The sequence below is a fragment of the [Rhizobium] kunmingense genome, from assembly GCF_977018605.1.
The window spans coordinates 1,394,543-1,414,030 of the sequence record NZ_CDRNXG010000001.1 but is presented as its reverse complement, the minus strand read 5'-3'; the positions used below and the strand labels follow the sequence as shown (position 1 = coordinate 1,414,030).

20 protein-coding genes are annotated in these 19,488 nt (G+C 61.2%); 6 read left to right on the top strand and 14 right to left on the bottom strand.

The window, feature by feature from the left end; genetic code table 11:
- The first annotated feature begins 51 nt into the window (after positions 1-51).
- On the top strand, positions 52-1,473 hold the full coding sequence (locus tag AC0JZ4_RS06820; protein ID WP_471887822.1) for a M48 family metalloprotease: 1,422 nt from the start codon (positions 52-54) through the stop codon (positions 1,471-1,473).
- A 36-nt stretch (positions 1,474-1,509) separates the two neighbouring features.
- Here the strand turns inward: AC0JZ4_RS06820 and AC0JZ4_RS06815 are convergent, their stop codons facing one another.
- The 5 genes from AC0JZ4_RS06815 to AC0JZ4_RS06795 form a co-directional block, all read right to left on the bottom strand.
- Positions 1,510-2,376, bottom strand: a complete 867-nt coding sequence (locus tag AC0JZ4_RS06815; protein WP_471885644.1) for an RNA polymerase factor sigma-32 — start codon at positions 2,374-2,376, stop codon at positions 1,510-1,512.
- Between the two features lie 291 nt (positions 2,377-2,667).
- The gene (locus AC0JZ4_RS06810; protein ID WP_471885643.1) at positions 2,668-3,246 is read right to left on the bottom strand and encodes a CarD family transcriptional regulator; all 579 of its coding nucleotides are present in this window, start codon (positions 3,244-3,246) and stop codon (positions 2,668-2,670) included.
- Positions 3,247-3,644: 398 nt separating this feature from the next.
- Complete coding sequence (fdxA, locus tag AC0JZ4_RS06805; protein ID WP_471885642.1) at positions 3,645-3,983, bottom strand: ferredoxin FdxA; 339 nt, start codon at positions 3,981-3,983, stop codon at positions 3,645-3,647.
- Positions 3,984-4,172: 189 nt separating this feature from the next.
- Positions 4,173-4,598, bottom strand: coding sequence for an RNA-binding S4 domain-containing protein (locus AC0JZ4_RS06800; protein ID WP_471885641.1), 426 nt, complete (start codon positions 4,596-4,598; stop codon positions 4,173-4,175).
- Between the two features lie 4 nt (positions 4,599-4,602).
- A complete protein-coding gene (locus AC0JZ4_RS06795; RefSeq protein ID WP_471887821.1) occupies positions 4,603-7,692 on the bottom strand; it encodes a helicase-related protein in 3,090 nt (1,029 codons plus the stop codon).
- A gap of 477 nt (positions 7,693-8,169) precedes the next feature.
- Here AC0JZ4_RS06795 and AC0JZ4_RS06790 point away from each other — a divergent pair, with 477 nt between their 5' ends.
- Both AC0JZ4_RS06790 and AC0JZ4_RS06785 read left to right on the top strand, forming a co-directional pair.
- Entirely contained in the window at positions 8,170-8,325 is a 156-nt protein-coding gene (locus AC0JZ4_RS06790) for a DUF3309 family protein (protein WP_471887820.1), read from the top strand.
- A 30-nt stretch (positions 8,326-8,355) separates the two neighbouring features.
- Positions 8,356-8,610, top strand: coding sequence for a YMGG-like glycine zipper-containing protein (locus AC0JZ4_RS06785; protein ID WP_471885640.1), 255 nt, complete (start codon positions 8,356-8,358; stop codon positions 8,608-8,610).
- 88 nt (positions 8,611-8,698) lie between these two features.
- On the opposite strand, the gene phbB is transcribed toward AC0JZ4_RS06785, so the two are convergent.
- Together phbB and AC0JZ4_RS06775 are read right to left on the bottom strand one after the other, a co-directional pair.
- Entirely contained in the window at positions 8,699-9,424 is a 726-nt protein-coding gene (phbB, locus tag AC0JZ4_RS06780; RefSeq protein WP_471885639.1) for an acetoacetyl-CoA reductase, read from the bottom strand.
- 34 nt (positions 9,425-9,458) lie between these two features.
- On the bottom strand, positions 9,459-10,652 hold the full coding sequence (locus tag AC0JZ4_RS06775) for an acetyl-CoA C-acetyltransferase (RefSeq protein WP_471885638.1): 1,194 nt from the start codon (positions 10,650-10,652) through the stop codon (positions 9,459-9,461).
- 214 nt (positions 10,653-10,866) lie between these two features.
- Here AC0JZ4_RS06775 and phaR point away from each other — a divergent pair, with 214 nt between their 5' ends.
- A complete protein-coding gene (gene phaR, locus AC0JZ4_RS06770; RefSeq protein ID WP_471885637.1) occupies positions 10,867-11,451 on the top strand; it encodes a polyhydroxyalkanoate synthesis repressor PhaR in 585 nt (194 codons plus the stop codon).
- A gap of 84 nt (positions 11,452-11,535) precedes the next feature.
- Here phaR and rpmF read toward each other — a convergent pair whose 3' ends face one another.
- The 3 genes from rpmF to mtgA form a co-directional block, all read right to left on the bottom strand.
- Positions 11,536-11,721 carry a 50S ribosomal protein L32 gene (rpmF, locus tag AC0JZ4_RS06765; protein ID WP_092999643.1) on the bottom strand — a complete coding sequence of 62 codons (186 nt, stop codon included), beginning with the start codon at positions 11,719-11,721 and terminating at the stop codon, positions 11,536-11,538.
- A 189-nt stretch (positions 11,722-11,910) separates the two neighbouring features.
- Complete coding sequence (locus tag AC0JZ4_RS06760) at positions 11,911-12,570, bottom strand: glutathione S-transferase family protein (RefSeq protein ID WP_471885636.1); 660 nt, start codon at positions 12,568-12,570, stop codon at positions 11,911-11,913.
- Between the two features lie 67 nt (positions 12,571-12,637).
- Positions 12,638-13,384, bottom strand: a complete 747-nt coding sequence (gene mtgA, locus AC0JZ4_RS06755; protein WP_471885635.1) for a monofunctional biosynthetic peptidoglycan transglycosylase — start codon at positions 13,382-13,384, stop codon at positions 12,638-12,640.
- 157 nt (positions 13,385-13,541) lie between these two features.
- Here mtgA and AC0JZ4_RS06750 point away from each other — a divergent pair, with 157 nt between their 5' ends.
- Positions 13,542-14,459: a polyprenyl synthetase family protein gene (locus tag AC0JZ4_RS06750; RefSeq protein WP_471885634.1), complete on the top strand. Its 918-nt coding sequence runs from the start codon at positions 13,542-13,544 to the stop codon at positions 14,457-14,459.
- Between the two features lie 83 nt (positions 14,460-14,542).
- Positions 14,543-15,184 carry a LysE family translocator gene (locus tag AC0JZ4_RS06745; RefSeq protein WP_471885633.1) on the top strand — a complete coding sequence of 214 codons (642 nt, stop codon included), beginning with the start codon at positions 14,543-14,545 and terminating at the stop codon, positions 15,182-15,184.
- Between the two features lie 74 nt (positions 15,185-15,258).
- Here AC0JZ4_RS06745 and AC0JZ4_RS06740 read toward each other — a convergent pair whose 3' ends face one another.
- From AC0JZ4_RS06740 to AC0JZ4_RS06725, 4 genes are all read right to left on the bottom strand, one after another.
- Entirely contained in the window at positions 15,259-15,918 is a 660-nt protein-coding gene (locus AC0JZ4_RS06740; RefSeq protein WP_471885632.1) for a YiaD family glycine zipper/OmpA-like lipoprotein, read from the bottom strand.
- Between the two features lie 75 nt (positions 15,919-15,993).
- Positions 15,994-17,247 carry a flavodoxin-dependent (E)-4-hydroxy-3-methylbut-2-enyl-diphosphate synthase gene (gene ispG, locus AC0JZ4_RS06735; protein ID WP_471885631.1) on the bottom strand — a complete coding sequence of 418 codons (1,254 nt, stop codon included), beginning with the start codon at positions 17,245-17,247 and terminating at the stop codon, positions 15,994-15,996.
- A 99-nt stretch (positions 17,248-17,346) separates the two neighbouring features.
- Complete coding sequence (locus tag AC0JZ4_RS06730) at positions 17,347-18,540, bottom strand: MFS transporter (protein WP_471885630.1); 1,194 nt, start codon at positions 18,538-18,540, stop codon at positions 17,347-17,349.
- Positions 18,537-19,349, bottom strand: a complete 813-nt coding sequence (locus tag AC0JZ4_RS06725; RefSeq protein ID WP_471887819.1) for a DeoR/GlpR family DNA-binding transcription regulator — start codon at positions 19,347-19,349, stop codon at positions 18,537-18,539. The genes AC0JZ4_RS06730 and AC0JZ4_RS06725 overlap by 4 nt, the downstream gene beginning before the upstream one ends.
- Positions 19,350-19,488: the final 139 nt, after the last annotated feature.

Genomic DNA, 19,488 nt, shown 5'->3' with positions numbered 1-19,488 from the left:
CGGCGTGCGCGTATACTCCGCCACACGGCCGTGCTGTGTCTCGCGACATCGATGCTCTATGGCTGCCAGTCCATTTTCGATCAGGCCTATACGCCGAACGTATCGCCATCCGAAAACCCGCAGACCGTCGACCAGGTACAGAAGAACGATCCGCGTGCGGCCATGGGCGCGCGCGAGCATCCGCGCATCGTCGCAAGCTACGGCGGCGAGTATCGCGATGCAAAAACCGAAAGGCTTGTCGCCCGCATTACCGGTGCTCTGACGGCGGTCTCGGAAAACCCGACCCAGTCATTCCGCATCACCATCCTGAATTCCCCGGCCATCAACGCCTTCGCGCTTCCCGGCGGTTATCTCTATGTAACCCGTGGCCTTCTGGCGCTTGCCAATGACGCATCGGAAGTGGCAGCCGTCCTGTCGCATGAAATGGGTCACGTCACCGCCAACCACGGCATCGAACGGCAGCGCCGGGAAGAGGCGGAAGTCATCGCCAGCCGTGTCGTTGCCGAAGTGCTGTCCAGCGACCTCGCCGGCAAGCAGGCACTCGCCCGCGGCAAGCTGCGCCTCGCTGCCTTCTCGCGCCAGCAGGAATTGCAGGCCGATGTCATCGGCGTGCGCATGCTCGGTGAAGCCGGCTATGATCCCTATGCGGCAGCACGTTTCCTCGACTCCATGGCGGCCTATGCCCGCTACTCCGCCGTCGACCCGGATAACGACCAGAGCCTCGACTTCCTGTCGAGCCACCCGAATTCGTCTCAGCGCGTCGACCTCGCCCGGCGCCATGCCCGCGCCTTCGGCCAGGAGGGCACCGTCGGCGATCGCGGCCGCGATTACTACCTCGCCGGCATCGACGGGCTTCTCTACGGCGACAGCCCGCAGGAGGGCTACGTTCGCGGCCAGACTTTCCTGCACGGCAATCTCGGCATCCGCTTCGATGTGCCGACGGATTTCAGGATCGACAACAAGGTGGAAGCGGTGCTTGCCACTGGTCCGGGCGAAGCGGCAATCCGTTTCGACGGGGTTGCCGCCGGCGACAACAACAGCCTGACCAATTACCTGACGAGTGGCTGGGTAGCAGGCCTGCAGCCGGAAACGGTGCGCGAAACGACGGTCAACGGCCTTCCGGCCGCCACAGCCCGCGCCTCGGCCGAACGCTGGGATTTCGACGTTACCGTGGTGCGCGTCAACGAGCAGATCTTCCGCTTCCTCACCGCCGTGCCGAAGGGCAGCAACCTGCTGCAATCGACCGCCGACACGCTTCGCAACACCTTCCGCCGCATGACCCCGCAGGAGATTGCGGCCCTGAAACCGCTGCGTATCCGCGTCGTCACGGTCGGCCCCAGCGATACGCTGGCATCACTGTCCGGCCGGATGATGGGGACAGACCGCAAGGTCGATCTTTTCAAGCTGATAAACGCGATGCCTGCCGGCGCGACGGTGTCGCCCGGCCAGAGGGTCAAGATCATTTCAGAATAGCAGGGCGAGATCTCGCCCCGCTGCAATTCCGGGCTGTCAGCAGGCGGCGGCCGCCATCTGCGGATTGGCGGAAACAAGCGCGGACTTGAGCTTTTCAATCGCGCGGCTTTCGATCTGGCGAACGCGCTCCTTGGAGATTCCAAGTTCCGTTCCGAGCGCTTCAAGCGTGGCGCCGTCATCCGTCAGCCTGCGGGCGCGAATGATCTTCTTCTCGCGGTCGTTGAGCTTGGTCAGCGCACCCTGCAGCCATTTCAGCCTGCGCTCTCCGTCAATCATTCCCGAAACCTGCTCGTCAGGCAGCGGCTCGGCGCTTTCCAGCATGTCGAGGCGCTCGCCGCTGTCATTGTCGCCGGCAATCGTCGGCGCCTGCAAGGACGCATCATTGGCCGAGAGCCGCGCGTCCATCGTCTGCACGTCGTTCACGCTGACGCCAAGCGCAACCGCGATCTCTTCATGGATGGCACGGGCCGTCAGGTTGCTGTCACCGCGGGCAAGCTTGGCTCGCAGGCGGCGCAGGTTGAAGAACAGCGCCTTCTGGGCAGAACTCGTGCCGCCGCGCACGATCGACCAGTTGCGCAGGATGTAGTCCTGCATCGAGGCGCGGATCCACCAACTCGCATAGGTCGAAAAACGCACGTCGCGCGCTGGCTCGAACCTTGCCGCGGCTTCCAGCAGCCCTACATAACCTTCCTGTACGAGGTCGCTCATCGGCAGTCCGAAGCCTCGGAACTTGGACGCCATGGCAATGACGAGCCGCATGTGGGCGAGTGCTATCTGGTTGCGGGCATTCTGATCCTGTCGATCTTTCCAGCGGATGGCGAGATCTCTCTCCTCCTCGCGGGCAAGATAGGGGGCCGACATCGCGATCTTGATCATGGTTCGGTCTGCGGACATGGCTGTCATCGTCTTCTCCGTCAACGGTTTTGATCCGACGATAAACAGCGAATGATCCGGTCAAACACGCAGCCTGGCGGCCGCTTAAGCGATGTTCGGATTGCTGCCTTCGCCCCCAGTTCTATGGCAAGACGGCCCTTCGACAGGGTCGCTCGCCAGCGGTTCAGACGGGAACAAAGAGCAGCGTTTACGCAGCAATCAGTTCGCCGTTCCGGCGGGATAACGCGGCAGCTTGGAAAAGGTTCCAATAAAAAACCCGGCTCGAGGCCGGGTTTTTAAACGTGATGATTTCAAGTGAAATCAGGCAGCTTCATCTTCTTGCGCTTCATCTTCTTCGACGGACTTGCCGCGCTTCGGACCCTTTGCAAGGTTGACCTCGATCAGACGAACGGCTTCCGTATCCGACATCTTGTTGACGGCGGCGATTTCGCGCGCCATGCGATCAAGAGCAGCTTCATAAAGCTGACGTTCGGAATACGACTGTTCAGGCTGGTTCTCGGCGCGATAGAGATCGCGAACCACTTCCGCGATGGCGATCAGATCACCGGAGTTGATCTTGGCATCGTATTCCTGGGCGCGACGCGACCACATCGTACGCTTGACGCGAGCCTTGCCCTGAACGACCTTGAGCGCGCGATCGACGAAATCGGTTTCGGACAGCTTGCGCATACCGATCGTAACGGCCTTGGTGACCGGAACTTTCAGACGCATCTTGTCCTTTTCAAAGTCGATAACAAAAAGCTCGAGCTTCATGCCGGCAACTTCTTGCTCTTCGATCGCGGTAATCGTACCAACGCCATGCGCCGGATACACGATCGCTTCGCCGGTCTTGAAGCCCTGGCGTGCCGGGGAATTCTTCTTCTGCTGCTGAGTCGTCATTCGTTTCAAAAACTCCCTTCTACTCACCCATCATCTGGGTCGGGGAAAGCCGGGTCTGTCAGGCCCGGATGAGACGGGGGAAACCGTCGGGTCACTCCATACTGGTCCGCCCAAACGCACACAAAAAACAGACCCCATCGCAAAGCCGCGACCGATAACATCAAACAAAGTTATGTCTCGGAGAGCTGAGAGTGAGCTGCTGCTTTCGTGATGTTTTTTGGGCACGTGAGTGCCGCCTTGTGGAACAGTTCTTAATGTCTACCACAAAAAAGTGCGGAAATCAATAATTTGCTTCAGAGAGTCCGTTGGGCAACATTCTTACGAACTGCCCATCAAACAAGCAACGGTAGAGGGGCACCTGCGACAGCGTGACCGGCGCCCTCTTCTTGTCTCGACGATCAGTCGCCCGAACCGGGTTCTGCCGAGAAATACTTCTCGTACTTGCCCTCTTCGCCGTCGACATCCTTGGCGCCGTCCATGGCGTCCTTCTTGACCGTGATATTCGGCCAGATCTGGGCGAACTCGGAATTCAGCTTCAGCCATTTGTCGAGACCCGGCTCGGTGTCGGGCTTGATCGCCTCGGCAGGACATTCCGGCTCGCAGACGCCGCAATCAATGCATTCGTCGGGATGAATGACGAGAAAATTCTCGCCCTCATAGAAGCAATCGACCGGGCAGACTTCGACGCAGTCGGTATATTTGCAGCGAATACAATTATCGGTCACGACATACGTCATGAAGCACTCCACATAACGCGTTGATCAGGCACCGATTGGGAGGGTCGGGCCGGAAGGCCGGACACAAGCAACGCAACCGCTGGAACCAGAGGCGGGCTATCCGGCATTTTCGAACGTGACGTAAAGCCTTTGCGCGGCCTTAGCAAGAATAAAGCTTTTCGAAAAAGCGAGCGTAGGAGACGCATTTTTCTAATTGCCTCGCCAATCGTCGTCGCTCGTCCCCACATCAGGCATGAGGCGGTCGGTTTCGCGACGTTCCTTCTTGGTCGGGCGACCGCTGCCCTTTTCGCGCTGCGCCTGCTCGAACAGCGTCAGTCGCTCCCGCTTTTCCACCGGCGGGCTGAGGTCGTCGTAAAGCTGTCTGGCTTCTTCATAGGGGCCGCGTCTCTCGCCAGCGGATTTGACCACGAGAATGACGGTGCGGCGTTCGAGCGAAAGCTCGACCCTGTCGCCAACCTTCACCTGGAAGCTCGGCTGACGGATCGAAGCCCCGTTCACCTTCACATGGCCTGAATTCAACAGGCCCTGCGCTAGCGAGCGGGACTTCGCCATGCGGGTAAAGAAAAGCCATTTGTCGATGCGCTGTCGCAGATCTCCAGATGGCTTCTCCGTCATCGGCTTACTTCTTCATCTGCTCCTTGAGGGCAGCGAGCTTGGCGAAAGGCGAATCCGGATCCAGCGGCTTTTCCTTGCGCGGCGGCTTGGATTCAAACCGCGCCGGCTGCGAACCCTTGTTGTTGCGATCGGGGCGCGGGCCGCCCTCGTTGCGCTCGCCACGCGGGCGGTCGCCCTGCGGACGCTTGTCGCCCCGCCGGTCGTTATTGCCGCGGCCCTGACGTTCCTGGTCGCGATCGCCACCATTGCGGTTGTCGCGGCGGCCACCGTCACGGCGAGCCTGACCTTGGGCTGCATCGTCACCGCCGGCATTGCGCTGGCCTCGATCGCCGCCCTGATTGCCACGACGATCACCCTGCGGACGTCCGCCACGCTGGTTGTTGTCGCGACCGCCGCCCGGACGCCACAGAAGAACCGGCTTCGGCTCTTCCGCTTCGGCAGGTGCAACGGCTTCGGCAGGAACAGCATCTTCAACCGCCGCCGGCGTTTCTACTTCGCTCGTTTCTGTCGGCGCGATCTCGGTGGCGGCTTCCGTTGGCGTATCGGCGGATGCAACCTCCGTCACCTCTTCGGCAGCGGTCTCGACAGGCGCTTCACCTGCACCAACCTCTGCAGCCGGAGCGGCAGCAGTGCCGTCCTGCGTACCCAGATAGGCCTGCGCCTCTTCTGCGCTCACGCTGTCGGCACGGTAACCAAGACCCTTGAGAATTTCTTCCATGTCGTCCGGTGTTGCACCGAGGATCGACAGCATCGCAGTCGTCGTGATGAACCGACGGCCATCATAGGCGCCTTCCGGCCGCGGGCTACCCGGCTTCCACTGCAGCAGCGGACGAATAAGGTCGGCCAGACGTTCGAGAATGTCGACGCGGACCGCGCGCTTACCAAGGAAACGGAAGCCGGCAAGCTTGTAGAACATCCGTTCGAATGCCGGATCGGCGACGACCGAGGTACGGCCAGCAGCCAGCGCCGGGATGAGATCGCCATAGCCCGGCTTGTCGAGGCCATCATTCTTGAGCGCCCAGAGGAGCGTGATCAGCTCGGCCGGGGCCGGCTTCAGAAGCGCCGGCATGAAGACGTGATAGGCGCCGAAACGGATACCGTAGCGACGCATCGAGGCGCGAGCATCCTGATCGAGCGACTTGACGTCGTCGGCAACGTCACGGCGGAACATGACGCCGAGATTTTCGACGAGCTGAAACGCCAGGCCCTTGGCCAGACCCTGCAGATCCTCTGCACGCGACAGATCGTCAAGCGGCTTCAAGACCGTTGCAATATGATGATTCACGAAACGCTCGATGCGGGCAACGACGTGCTCGCGGGCATTTCCCGTCAGCTGCTCGTCCGAAAGCAGAAGGACACGCGGACGCATGACATGTTCGCTTGCGGTAAGGCGCGCAACCGGATCGCCGAGCCAACGGACGAAACCGTCGGAGCCGACGGCGAGGTCGTTATTGCCGGACGCATAAAGACGCGCGGCGCGCGCTTCGAACTCCAGCGCAAGTGCCTTTTGTGATGCGGCCTGGACAGCCTTGGCATCCGGTCCTTCGGTCCCGGCAACCGGGGTAAAGCGGAACCCCGCCAACTGTCCGACGTGATGTCCTTCGACAAACACATCGCCATTCACACTGATTTCTGCTTCCAGCATCGCATTCTCTCTTAGGCGCCTCATGAGCACAGATGTCCTGCGATCAACAAAGCGTTTCGTCAACCTTTCATGTAGCGCGTCCGACAACCTATCCTCGATTTCCCGTGTCTTTTCTTGCCAGTGTGTCGGATCGGCAAGCCAACCGGGGCGGTTGGAGACAAAGGTCCAGGTGCGGATCTGCGAGATTCGCGCAGACAGGGTGTCGATTTCGCCATCGGTGCGGTCGGCCCGGCGAACCTGTTCCGCCATGAAATCTTCGTTCACCGTGCCGCGGCGTACAAGATCGAAGAAAAGCGTCGAAATAAGGTCCGCATGCTGCGCCGGCGCAATTCTTCTGTAGTCCGGCAGCGCACAGGCGTCCCACAGCTTTTCGACCCGCTCCGACGTCGTCACCAGATCGCGCACCTCGGGGTAGCGGGAGAGGTATTCGAGCGCCTGGCTGTCGGTTGCGGGAAGCGCGCGGGTCAGCCCATGAACCGTCGGCGCCACCTCAAGGCTTCGACGCAGATCCTGCAGCGAAGCAAAATTCAGGCTCTTGGAACGCCACTGAAGGACTTTGACGTTATCGAACCGGTGACCTTCGATCCGCTCGACAAGCTCCTCGTCGAACGGCGCCACCTGGCCCGTGACGCCGAATGTACCGTCGCGCAGGTGTCGACCGGCGCGGCCGGCAATCTGCGCCATTTCGGCCGGATTGAGATTGCGGAACTGGAACCCGTCGAATTTGCGATCCTGCGCGAACGCGACGTGATCGACATCGAGATTGAGCCCCATGCCGATCGCATCGGTGGCGACCAGATATTCGACATCACCTTCCTGATAGAGCCCGACCTGCGCATTGCGGGTGCGCGGGCTGAGTGCGCCGAGCACCACGGCCGCACCGCCGCGCTGGCGGCGGATCAGTTCCGCGATCGCATAGACCTCCTCGGCCGAAAAGGCGACGATGGCGCTGCGACGCGGCAGTCGGGTGATCTTCTTCTGTCCCGCGTAAAAAAGCTGCGAAAGCCTTGGGCGCTCGATGACGGTAATACCCGGCAAAAGGCTTTCCAGGATCGGCCGCATCGTACCGGCGCCGAGCAGCAACGTCTCCTCACGGCCGCGGAGGTTCAGGATGCGGTCGGTAAAGATATGGCCGCGCTCCAGATCGCCGGCGAGCTGCACTTCGTCGATCGCCACGAACGAGGCCTTCGTCTCACGCGGCATCGCTTCCACGGTGCAGACGGAGTAACGGGCCATATGCGGCGTGATCTTCTCCTCACCGGTGATCAGCGCGACATTGTGGTGACCGACCTTTTCGACCAGCCGAGTATAGACTTCGCGTGCGAGCAGCCGAAGCGGCAAGCCGATCACGCCGGAGCCGTGCGCCACCATGCGCTCGATCGCATAATGGGTCTTACCGGTATTGGTTGGCCCGAGCACGGCAGTCACGCCACGCCCGCTGAAAATCATGGGCTGAGAATTCAAAGCGAAGTTCCGCGTCTAGTAAACCTCGCCGGCATCTGGCCGCCGAAGTCCCGCAACACATGGCGACGCGAGCGCGCAAACGCAAGCGGAAAAGCCGCCGGACCCGCTGAAAATCCATCGCCAGGGCCAGTCCTGGAACAAACGCGAACGAATCTGAAACGAATCGATGATTCTCGCGATTCACTTTACGTTCTCACAATATCTAGACCTGAAAGATAGAAAATCCACCGCATCTTGATCGAAGCGGCAATCGGCTGCGATCGCGAATGGATTAGCCCCAAGGACTCGTTCTCGAACGGGAGTCAACGGCAGCCTTGCGAAATTTCCGCTCTGGAAAAAACGCCCCGTTACCAGGTGCAACAAGCAGTGACGGCAGGTGCCTTCGTGCCGATGGAACAAAAGTTTCACGCTGACGTTCTCACCGCAAATTCATCCTGGCTTCAGGAACACGGAGATAGACCCATGCTCGGAACGATTTTGTTGATCGTGCTCATCCTCCTCTTGATCGGCGCCCTGCCGAGCTGGGGGCATAGCCGGAATTGGGGATATGGCCCATCGGGAGGTCTCGGGCTCGTCGTTCTCATCATCATCATCCTGCTCCTGATGGGCCGGATCTGATCAATCAACTCACAAGGGAAGGAACCACCCATGAAGAAGATCATGTTGATCGCCGCGCTTGTCGGCACGCTCGCATCCTGCACCTCGACGGAGAAAGGCACCGCAATCGGCGCCGGCTCCGGCGCGATCATCGGCGGTGCCGTGACCAACAGCTGGGGCGGCGCTGCCATCGGCGCAGTCGGCGGCGGTCTCATCGGTGCAGCCATCGGCGAATCCCAGAAGCGTAACGGCTACTGCGTCTATCGCGATCGCTACGGCCGCACTTACGAAGCACGTTGCCGCTAACGCACGGCAAAGCCTCAACGAAAAAGGCCGGTATCGGACACCCGATACCGGCCTTTTTCTTGATCCAAAGCGCCAAATCGAGAAATTGTCAGCCGACGAACTGGCCGCCATTGGCGGAAAGCGTCGAGCCGGTGATGAAGCCGGCGTCGTCGGAAGCAAGAAAAAGAACACAGCGGGCAATCTCGTCCGGAGTACCCAGCCGGCCGACCGGGATCTGCGGCAGGATCTTCTCGTCCAGAACGTTCTGTGGGATCGCCCGAACCATGTCGGTGGCCGTATAACCGGGGCAGATCGCGTTGACGGTAATGTTGCGGGCAGCGCCCTCCAGCGCCAGCGCCTTGGTGAAGCCGAGATCACCCGCCTTCGAGGCCGCGTAATTGACCTGGCCGAGCTGGCCCTTCTGCGCATTGATCGACGAAATGTTGACGATCCGCCCGAAATTGCGCTCGCGCATGCCGGGCCAGACCTGATGGGTCATGTTGAACAGCCCGTTCAGATTGGTGGCGATCACATCGTTCCACTGTTGCAGCGTCATCTTGTGAAACATGTTGTCGCGCGTAATGCCGGCATTATTGACCAGCACCTCGATCGGCCCGAGCGCGTTCGTAACCTCGGCAACGCCTGCGACACAAGCCTCGTAATCGGACACATCCCACTTGAAGACCGCAATACCGCTCGCCTGATGAAATTCGGCGGCACAGGCATCATCGCCGTGATAGCTGACCGCAACCCGATACCCAGCTGCCTTCAGAGCTACAGCAATGGCAGCGCCGATACCGCGCGTGCCGCCAGAAACGAGTGCAACCCGCCCCATCACTTCTCCTATATCTAATAAATGCAGACGCGCCTTACGGGCGTTCAAGGCACATGGCAACACCCATACCGCCACCGATACACAAGGTCGCCAGACCCTTGCCCGATCCGCGCCGTTTCATCTCGAACAGAAGTGTGTTGAGAATGCGGGCGCCGGATGCGCCGATCGGATGGCCGATGGCGATCGCCCCGCCATTGACGTTGACGATCGAGGGATCAAGCTCAAGGTCACGCACGACGGCACAGGATTGCGCCGCAAACGCCTCGTTGGCCTCGACGAGATCGAGATCGCCGACGGTCCAGCCGGCCTTTGCCAATGCCTTGCGCGATGCCGGTATAGGGCCCGTACCCATGACCTGCGGATCGACGCCGGCCGTTGCCCAGGAGACGATGCGCGCCAGTGGCTCCAGCCCTCGGCGCGCAGCCTCTGCCTCGGTCATCAGCACGACGGCCGCCGCACCGTCATTGAGGCCGGACGCATTGGCGGCGGTCACCGTGCCGTCCTTGTCGAAGGCGGGCCTCAGTTTCGCCATCGCCTCGATCGTTGCGCCCGCGCGGATATACTCGTCTTGATCGACGGTCACATCGCCCTTGCGGGTCTGGATGACGAAAGGCAGGATTTCGTCGCGGAAACGGCCGGCGGCCTGCGCCGCTTCCGCCTTGTTCTGCGAGGCGACCGCATAGCGGTCCTGCTCGTCACGCGAAAGCTGCCACTGGCGGGCGATGTTTTCGGCCGTGACGCCCATATGGTAGCCATAGAAGGCGTCGGTCAGGCCATCCTTGATCATCGTGTCGATCATCTTGAAGTCGCCCATCTTCACGCCGCCGCGCAGGTGGGCGCAATGCGGCGCCATCGACATCGATTCCTGCCCGCCGGCGACGATGATCTGCGCGTCGCCGAGCGCGATCTGCTGCATGCCGAGCGCAACCGCACGCAGGCCCGAGCCGCAGAGCTGGTTGACGCCCCAGCCCGTCGCCTCCTTCGGCACACCGGCCTTCATCGCCGCCTGCCGCGCCGGGTTCTGTCCCTCACCGGCCGGCAGCACCTGGCCGAGGATCACCTCATCGACTTCCGCTCCGTCCACGCCGGCACGCTCAAGCGCGCCACGGATTGCAACCGCACCGAGTTCATGCGCTGCAACACCGGCAAAGGCACCGTTGAAAGAGCCAACGGCAGTGCGGCCGGCAGAGACGATGACGATCGCGGGATTGGTAGCGGATGTGGGCATGGGGCTCCTCCGGTTATTGTTTGGCCGGACACTGTCAAAGCTTCGACATGGTGTCAAATGAACGCATCTGCAGCATCATTTGCTGCGCAATACGTTTCCCATCGCGGCGCACAAAAACATTGTCTCGCAACACCTTTTAAGCGTACTCTCATGACGGGAAGAGGTGGGCATTCGCCCAGAAAACGTAAGAGCAATGCTTTAGGGAGGCAGAGCCATGGCAAAAGCCGAAGGCGAGACAATCATCAAGAAATACGCCAACCGGAGGCTGTATAACACCGGCACCAGCACATACGTGACGCTCGAGGATCTCGCCAAGATGGTGAAGAAGGGCGAGCAATTTTCTGTCCAGGACGCCAAGACCGGCGAGGACATTACCCACTCCGTTCTAACCCAGATCATCTTCGAGCAGGAATCCAAGACCGGCAACACGCTGCTTCCGGTATCCTTTCTACGCCAGCTGATTTCCTTCTACGGCGACCAGATGCAGATGGTCGTGCCGACCTTTCTCGAACAGTCGATGCACGCCTTCACGGAGCAGCAGGTCCAGATGCGCGAACAGATGGCCCGCGCCTTCGGCGAGACGCCGCTGAGCAAGAACCTGCAGGCGCCGATGCAGATGATGGAGGAGCAGGTGCGCCGCAACACGGAAATGTTCCGCCAGGCCATGCAGGTATTCGCGCCCTTTTCTGCAGCGCCGCCCGCAAGCGCACCGACGAAGAAGGCGGAAGCGCGGGACATCGACGAACTCAAGGAGCAGCTGCGCAACCTGCAGAGCCGGCTCGACAGTCTCGGTGCCTGATCGGCACCACGCCAAACCAAAAATCACGCAACAAAAAAGCCCGGTGAAAACCGGGCTTTAAAGTGCTTGACGCAGACAAAGCGCTTATGCGCTTTCCTTCGGCGTCAGAACCTGGCGACCGCGGTACATGCCGGTCTTCAGGTCGATGTGGTGCGGACGGCGAAGCTCGCCCGAGTTCTTGTCTTCGACGTAGGTCGGGGTCTTCAGCGCGTCGGCGGAACGGCGCATACCGCGCTTCGACGGGCTAACTTTTCTCTTCGGTACTGCCATTTGTGTTACTCCACTTCGTGCAAAACGTAATATCCGGCCTATGTGAGGCCAAACCCATCACGTCTCAATCTCGGAAATTGGGCTGGCTTATACATGCCGTATAAGGCTTTGACCAGTCCCCGTCCGCATTTTTTCGCAACCACGCAGATTCAGTTCGGCCACGACTATCGCGGCGCGAAATCAGCTCGCTCATGCCTCGTCGGCAGGCACGATCCAGGTCTCGGCAAGCGCCGCCGCCTCCCATGCCTTCCAGGCCGGATGTACCTTCATCGCAGCCATGTAGCCGAGAACCGCCGGATCGCTGACCAGATCATAGGCCTCGAAGCGATTGACGACAGGTGCGAACATCGCGTCCGCGGCCGAAAATTCGCCGAACAGGTATGGCCCGCCGGACCGTGCGACAAGCCCGGTCCAGATCTCGCAGATCCGCGCCACATCAGCCTCCACACCGGCCTTCACGTCGGCGGCAAGTTCGAGCCTGCGCACCGGCCGGCGGATGTTCATCGGGCAGGCGTTGCGCACGCCCCGGAAGCCCGACAGCATTTCCATGGAGACCGCGCGCGCGATCGCACGATCCTCGGCAGCCTTCGGCCAGATCGGGGCCTCGGGAAAAAGCTCCGCGGTATACTCGATGATCGCAAGCGATTCCCACACGCGGAAATCGCCGTGATGCAGCGCCGGCACACGGCCGGTCGGCGAGATATCCCTGAACTTCGGATTGCCACCGGCATCATCGAAGGGGATCAGCACTTCGTCGAAGGAAATACCGGCCGCGGTCAGCGCGATCCATGGGCGGAAAGACCAGGACGAGTAGTTCTTGTTACCGATATAAAGCGTGAGTTGGGTCATCAGAGCCTCCAGATTTTTGCGCAGGCTACAGCCATCGGCGAGACGCGACCAATGAAAGCTTTAGATCCTAGCCATAGATGCATTTGATGTAGGCGCCGGAATTGCGCGCCCGCCGGTCTATCAGGTTCGCCAGCCGCCGCATGCCGCGGCCGGGCTTGCTGACCACACGCGTATGGGGATTGGGCAGGGCCACGGCGAGCAGCGACGCCTGGCCGGGACTGAGCTTCGACGCACTCGTGTTGAAATGATATTGCGCAGCAGCTTCGGCACCGTAGATGCCTGGGCCCCATTCGGCGACGTTGAGATAGATCTCCATCATCCGCCGCTTCGTCCACAGCGTATCGGAGACGACTGCCAGGGGAAGCTCCAGCAGCTTGCGCACGAAGAAGCGGCCGTTCCAGAGAAACAGGTTCTTCGACGCTTGCATCGGAATGGTGCTGGCTCCGCGAGTGGCTTCCCCCTCCAAGGCGCTCTCGACGACGCCCTGCATCTGCTTCCAGTCGATACCGCCATGGGAGCAGAACTGCCCATCCTCCGACATCATGACGGCCCGCACCAGATTGGGCGAAATCTCGTCGATATCCACCCATTGCCTGTCATAGCCGCGCAGCAGAAACAGTTCCGACAGCATCAGTGTAGAGACCGGCCGGGTAAAAGGCAGCGCATAGACGGGGATGAGCAGGTAGGGAAGGATGAGAGCGACGGCGAGAACCAGCAGGATGCGCCGCATCATGCGTTTAAGGGACCCCGCCTTTTGCCGTCGTGGCATGGCGTGTTCCTCTTCCTCAGCCTGTCGATCCGGCGTGATGTCCAAAACGCGTTTCCCAGTGAGCCTGTGACCGTGTGACCCCGTATTCCATAGCCAGAATGACCGCGCGTGACGAGTCTTGGCCGCTAAACTTCCTGTGGGGTGGTGAATACCGTTGCCAGCGCGAAAGCGGCATGCAACACAGCGGCCCATGAGGACCGACATGACCACGACCCAGCAGACATCCTTCGAGACCCGCCTGAAAGAAAGCGCCGCCGAGACGCAGGCGCTGCTGCTCGACCTTCTGTCGTCCGACACTCAAGAAGACGAGATCGCTAGGCCGGAAAACCTGATGGCGGCCATGCGCCACGGCACGCTGAACGGCGGCAAACGTCTTCGTCCCTTCCTGGTGGCCGAGAGTGCCGCCCTTTTCGGCGCGCGAAACACTGCCGCCCTGCGTGTCGGCGCGGCATTGGAATGCCTGCATTGCTACTCGCTGATCCATGACGACCTGCCGGCCATGGATGACGACGACCTTCGCCGCGGCCAACCCACCGTGCACAAGGCCTTCGACGAGGCGACCGCGATTCTCGCCGGCGACAGCCTGCTGACCTACGCCTTCGACATCATCGCCGCGCCGGAAACGGATCTGCCGGCAGAGCGCAAGATCGAGCTGACGCTGGCGCTCGCGCGCGCCGCCGGCGCCGGCGGCATGGCCGGCGGCCAGGCACTCGACCTCGCCGCCGAGACGAATGCACCGGACGAGACAGGCATCCGTACGCTGCAGGCGATGAAGACGGGCGCATTGCTGCGTTTTGCCTGCGAAGCCGGCCCGATCATCGCTGGAAGCCCGACGGACGACCGCACCCGCATGCGCCGGTTCGGCGAGAAGATCGGTCTCGCCTTCCAGCTTGCCGACGACCTTCTCGACATCACGTCCGATGCCACGACGCTCGGCAAGGCGACCGGCAAGGATGCAGGTCGCGGCAAGGGAACACTGGTCGGCCTTCACGGCATCGAATGGGCCGAGAAGCAGCTGGACACGCTGACCGAAGAAGCCGTATCGCTGCTCTCGCCTTACGGTGGAAACGCTGCCATATTGCAACAGGCCGCGCGTTTCATCGCCGACCGCAAAAGCTGACATATCCGGCCGACTGGCGATCCGGATCATTCAGACAAGGATCACCGCAGGGATCGCCACACAGATTGCCACGGGAGGGCATCATGCCGGATATCGCGACTTACCTGCCCTATATCTGGCCGGCCTATATGGCCTATCTGATTACAATTCTCAGCCCCGGCCCTGCCAATTTCGCCATCATGACAACCGCTATCTCGCAGGGACGCCGCTCTGGCCTGTTCATTGCGCTCGGCGTTTTCTGCGGTTCGCTCACATGGGCCTGTGCCGCCGCTCTCGGCCTGGCAGCGCTGCTGCGCAGCTATGCCTTGGCGCTGGAGATCATCAAGATCCTCGGCGGCCTATACCTCATCTATCTCGCCTGGAAAGCCTATAGGTCGGCACGGCGGCCGGACGAAGACATCACGCTCGCCGAAGGCCAGCCACGCCACAGTGCCGGACAATTGTGGTTGCGCGGCTATGCCATCCACATCACCAACCCGAAGGCGATCTTCGGCTGGCTTGCGGTTATTTCACTTGGCCTGCCGCCCGGCGCGCCGCCTTCCGCCGTGGCCCTGATCGTCTCGATCTTCAGCGCATCGAGCTTCATCATCTTCACCGGCTACGCCTTCCTCTTCTCCACCCGCCACGCCCTAAGGGTCTATCGCTCGGCACGCCGCTGGATCGAGGGCATCATGGTCGTGTTCTACGGTCTTGCCGGCATCAAGCTTTTGACCAGCCGGATCTGAAGCAAGCAGGCAGAACGAAAACAGCCCCGCACGCCTGTCAGGCATGCGGGGCCGCTTAAGCGTAACTTTGAACTTTACTGCTGCTCGATCGGCGCGATCGCCACTTCCACGCGGCGGTTGAGCGCACGGCCATCCGGCGTTGCGTTGGAAGCGACCGGCTGAGACGGGCCGAAACCCATGGTCGACATGCGGCGCTGGTCGACGCCACGACCGCCGAGATAGTTGGCAACGGAGGCAGCGCGACGTTCCGACAGACCCTGGTTATGCTGCAGGCTGCCGGTAGAATCCGTGTGACCGTTGACGTCGATATAGGTCTTGCCGAACTTGTTGAGAACGATCGCGACGGAATTCAGCGTATCGTAGAACGGCGGAATGACCTGATCCTGGTCCGTCGCGAACGTGATGTTGGACGGCATGTTGAGGATGATGCGGTCGCCCTGGCGGGTGACCGAAACGCCGGTGCCCTGCAGCTGCTGGCGCAGTTCGGACTCCTGACGGTCCATGTAATTGCCGATCGCACCGCCGGCGAGACCGCCGATCGCGGCACCGATCAGCGCGTTACGGCCTTTGTTGCCGCCGCCGATGACCAGACCGCCGAGTGCGCCGATACCGGCACCGATTGCGGCGCCACCCGCAGTGTTCGACATCTTCTGCTCACCCGTATACGGATCGGTCGTGGTGCAAGCGGAAAGGAAGGTCGCGGCCAGCGCGACGATGGCAAATTTCTTGAGCATTCGAATCGTTTCCCCGTCCTAGGTGGTGAGACTTCCTTACCACGAAATGCGGCGAAACAAGGAAATGGGGGAGATTTACTCGGCTGCTGTCCGATTCTGGCCGAAGCGGTTTTCGATATAGTCGGAAACCAGCTTCTCGAAATCGCCCGCGATATTGGGGCCTTTCAGCGTCATTGCCTTCTTGCCGTCGATGAAGACGGGGGCCGACGGTGTTTCGCCCGTACCCGGCAGCGAGATGCCGATATCGGCATGCTTGCTTTCACCCGGACCGTTGACGATGCAGCCCATGACCGCGACGTTAAGCGCTTCGACACCCGGATATTTCTCACGCCAGATGGGCATGTTCTTGCGGATGTCTTCCTGAATATTCTGCGCCAGTTCCTGGAACACCGTCGAGGTGGTACGACCGCAGCCGGGACATGCGGCAACCACCGGAATGAACTGGCGGAAGCCCATGACCTGCAGGATTTCCTGGGCCACCTGCACTTCCTTCGTCCGGTCGCCATTCGGCTCCGGCGTCAGCGACACGCGGATCGTGTCACCGATCCCGTGCTGCAGCACATAGCCCATGGCGGCCGACGACGCGACAATGCCCTTCGAGCCCATGCCGGCTTCGGTCAAGCCCAGATGCAGCGCGTGGTTGGAGCGTTCGGCCAGCATCGAATAGCAGGCGATCAGGTCCTGCACCTGGCTGACCTTGGCGGACAAGATGATGCGGTTTCGCGGCAGCCCGATCGATTCGGCAAGCTCGGCAGAAATCAACGCCGACTGCACGATCGCCTCATGCATGACCTGACGGGCGGAAAGCGGCGAACCGGCTTCCGCATTGCGGTCCATCAGAGTGGTCAGCAGGTCCTGGTCGAGCGAACCCCAGTTGACGCCGATACGCACGGGCTTGTCGTAGCGGATCGCCATTTCGATGATGTCGCCGAACTGCTTGTCCTTCTTGTCCTTGAAGCCGACATTGCCCGGATTGATGCGGTATTTGGCCAGCGCCTCGGCACATGCAGGATGATCGGACAGCAGCTTGTGGCCGATATAGTGAAAGTCGCCGACAAGCGGCACATCCATGCCGAGGCGCAGAAGACGCTCACGGATTTTTGGCACGGCTGCAGCGCTCTCGTCGCGGTCGACCGTGATGCGGACGATTTCCGAACCGGCCTTGTAGAGCGCCGCCACCTGCGCCACGGTCGAATCGATATCGGCCGTGTCGGTATTGGTCATCGACTGCACGACGACGGGCGCGCCACCACCGACGATCACGCCGCCCACATCGACCGCTACGGTCTGACGGCGCGGTTTCGGATCAAAATCGATGGGTGAGGTCATGGTTCGCGTCTCGGTGCCTTGGCAGAGTTGCATTTCAGGTGGCGTATGCATCGCCGCTTGTCAACCACTCAGCTAAGGCACTTTTGCGACATGCTTCATTCAGTGATGGGCGCCATCCGCATGTCGCGCCAGTCGCGAGACGGCCAGCACGACGACGAGGAAGCCGGAGAGCGCAAGGAAGATCGAGGCAAGGCCCGTATGTTCCGCGACGAAGCCGATCAGCGAGGGCGCAAGCAGGATGCCGGAATAGCCCATGGTGGTCACGACCGACAGTCCGACGCCGGCCGCCATGCCCGGCAGGTTTCCGGCCGCCGAAAAGACGATCGGCACCATGTTGGAAATTCCGATACCGGCAAGCGCAAAGCCTGCGATGGCGACTGCCGAATTCGGAGCCAGTCCGATGATGGCCAGCCCGCAGATGGCAATGACACCGCAAATACGTAGCGTCATCACCGCCCCCAGCCTGTCGCGGATGAGATCGCCGGCAAAGCGCATCACCGCCATGGTGAAGGAAAAACCGGCAAAGGCGAAACCGGACAGCGCAACCGACGCCCCCAGCTCGTTGCGCATGTAGAGCGCACCCCAGTCGAGGATCGCGCCTTCGGGAACCATGCAGAACAGGGCGATGACACCGATCAGCCAGGGCAGCGGTGAGCGCGGCAGGCGGCTGTGGCTTTCATCCTTCTGCTCATCCGGATGCGGCGCATCATGAAGAACGATCTTCCAGCAGGCGGCGATCATCAAGGCGGCCACCAGCGTGACGATGATCGAGTGGGCAAGTACGCCGAGCAGACTGATCAGGAAACCACCGGTCGAAGCGCCCAAAAGGCCGCCAAGGCTCCAGAAGGCATGGCAGGACGACATGATGGCGCGGCGCATATGCTTTTCCGTCGCCACCGCATTGGCATTCATGGCCACGTCCATAGCCCCGATAAGTCCGCCGAACAGCGAGATCGCCACCACCGCGGTCCAGATATCACCGGTCAGCGAAAGCAGGAACAGCATGGGGGTAAGCAGAACGGCAGCGACTTTCGAAACCGAACTGGAGCCGAAACGCGCGATCTGGCTACCGGCAATCGGCATCATGATGATCGAGCCCAGGCCAAAGGCGAGGATCATCAGGCCGAGCGATCTTTCGCTGAGCTCCAGCCGCGAGGCGAATTCCGGGATTTTTGGCGCCCAGGATCCGATCATGAAGCCGTTCATCAGAAACAGCAGGGCCACGCCTGCACGCTCCCTCGTCAGATAGGAGCCAGTCGGGCGCCCCATCTTCTCGACATCCGAATGGCTCATGGGGTGTTTCCTTGTTTCGATTTCTTGTCGTTGATGTCATTGACGGCGCTGCACTGGTGTAAGTCGACGCCCTGCCGGGCCAACTGCTCGATCAGGGCCAGATCCGCGTCGGCTTCCAGCACCAGCGATAACGGTGCGACAAGATCGTGGACGTGAAAAGATGCGCGATGGCCAAGCTTGTCGGTGGCGACAGCCGCAAGGCTACGCCTCGCGGCCCTTGCCGCCAGCCGCTTGAATGCCGCATCCTCGAAGATATCGGCGGCCAGACCGTCATCCAGCGTCAACCCGCAGGCACCGAGAATGCAGAGATCGGGCCGGATTGTTTCCAGTTGCCGAATTGCCGTAGCGTCGATCGCAGCCCCGACCGCCGGGTCGATCCGCCCGCCGATGACCACCAGCTCGATCCCCGGCTTTCCTGCAAGTTCGGCTGCGATCACCGGTGTGTTGGTAATGGCAGTCAGCCGCAAGCCGGCTGGCAGACCGCGCGCGACGGCAAGATTTGTGGAACCCGCGTCGAAGAACACAACGCTACCCTCTGAAATCAGCTCGGCAACCTTGCCGCCCAACAGCGCCTTGCGATCAGGTTGGTCGGCAATACGTGTCCTGAGCGGCACGGTCTGGCCCGTCGGCAGGAGCGCCCCGCCATAGACACGCTCGCACTCGCCGCGCGACGCCATTTCCCGCAGGTCGCGCCGCACCGTGTCTTCGGATACGTCGAAGACCAGCGCCAGTTCCTGCGCCGAAACGCGCCCCTTGGCATGAAGTTGCGCCAAAATCTGCGCCTGCCGTTCAATGACGAAATGATCCATAGGCAGCAATAAGCACAACTCGGCACAAACACGCAAGAACCAGCATAAAAGAAACTAGCGGCCACATGGACCGCCTTTTCGTTTTTCCTCAAAATCGATGTCGCCGGTTCGAACGGCCAGTCATTCCCGGATGTCGGCC

Coding starts and splice junctions, on each gene's coding strand:
- AC0JZ4_RS06820 (WP_471887822.1), top strand. CDS start 52: ATGCTCTATGGCTGCCAGTCCATTTTCGATCAGGCCTATACGCCGAAC.
- AC0JZ4_RS06815 (WP_471885644.1), bottom strand. CDS start 2,376: ATGACAGCCATGTCCGCAGACCGAACCATGATCAAGATCGCGATGTCG.
- AC0JZ4_RS06810 (WP_471885643.1), bottom strand. CDS start 3,246: ATGACGACTCAGCAGCAGAAGAAGAATTCCCCGGCACGCCAGGGCTTC.
- fdxA (WP_471885642.1), bottom strand. CDS start 3,983: ATGACGTATGTCGTGACCGATAATTGTATTCGCTGCAAATATACCGAC.
- AC0JZ4_RS06800 (WP_471885641.1), bottom strand. CDS start 4,598: ATGACGGAGAAGCCATCTGGAGATCTGCGACAGCGCATCGACAAATGG.
- AC0JZ4_RS06795 (WP_471887821.1), bottom strand. CDS start 7,692: ATGATTTTCAGCGGGCGTGGCGTGACTGCCGTGCTCGGGCCAACCAAT.
- AC0JZ4_RS06790 (WP_471887820.1), top strand. CDS start 8,170: ATGCTCGGAACGATTTTGTTGATCGTGCTCATCCTCCTCTTGATCGGC.
- AC0JZ4_RS06785 (WP_471885640.1), top strand. CDS start 8,356: ATGAAGAAGATCATGTTGATCGCCGCGCTTGTCGGCACGCTCGCATCC.
- phbB (WP_471885639.1), bottom strand. CDS start 9,424: ATGGGGCGGGTTGCACTCGTTTCTGGCGGCACGCGCGGTATCGGCGCT.
- AC0JZ4_RS06775 (WP_471885638.1), bottom strand. CDS start 10,652: ATGCCCACATCCGCTACCAATCCCGCGATCGTCATCGTCTCTGCCGGC.
- phaR (WP_471885637.1), top strand. CDS start 10,867: ATGGCAAAAGCCGAAGGCGAGACAATCATCAAGAAATACGCCAACCGG.
- rpmF (WP_092999643.1), bottom strand. CDS start 11,721: ATGGCAGTACCGAAGAGAAAAGTTAGCCCGTCGAAGCGCGGTATGCGC.
- AC0JZ4_RS06760 (WP_471885636.1), bottom strand. CDS start 12,570: ATGACCCAACTCACGCTTTATATCGGTAACAAGAACTACTCGTCCTGG.
- AC0JZ4_RS06750 (WP_471885634.1), top strand. CDS start 13,542: ATGACCACGACCCAGCAGACATCCTTCGAGACCCGCCTGAAAGAAAGC.
- AC0JZ4_RS06745 (WP_471885633.1), top strand. CDS start 14,543: ATGCCGGATATCGCGACTTACCTGCCCTATATCTGGCCGGCCTATATG.
- AC0JZ4_RS06740 (WP_471885632.1), bottom strand. CDS start 15,918: ATGCTCAAGAAATTTGCCATCGTCGCGCTGGCCGCGACCTTCCTTTCC.
- ispG (WP_471885631.1), bottom strand. CDS start 17,247: ATGACCTCACCCATCGATTTTGATCCGAAACCGCGCCGTCAGACCGTA.
- AC0JZ4_RS06730 (WP_471885630.1), bottom strand. CDS start 18,540: ATGAGCCATTCGGATGTCGAGAAGATGGGGCGCCCGACTGGCTCCTAT.
- AC0JZ4_RS06725 (WP_471887819.1), bottom strand. CDS start 19,349: ATGGATCATTTCGTCATTGAACGGCAGGCGCAGATTTTGGCGCAACTT.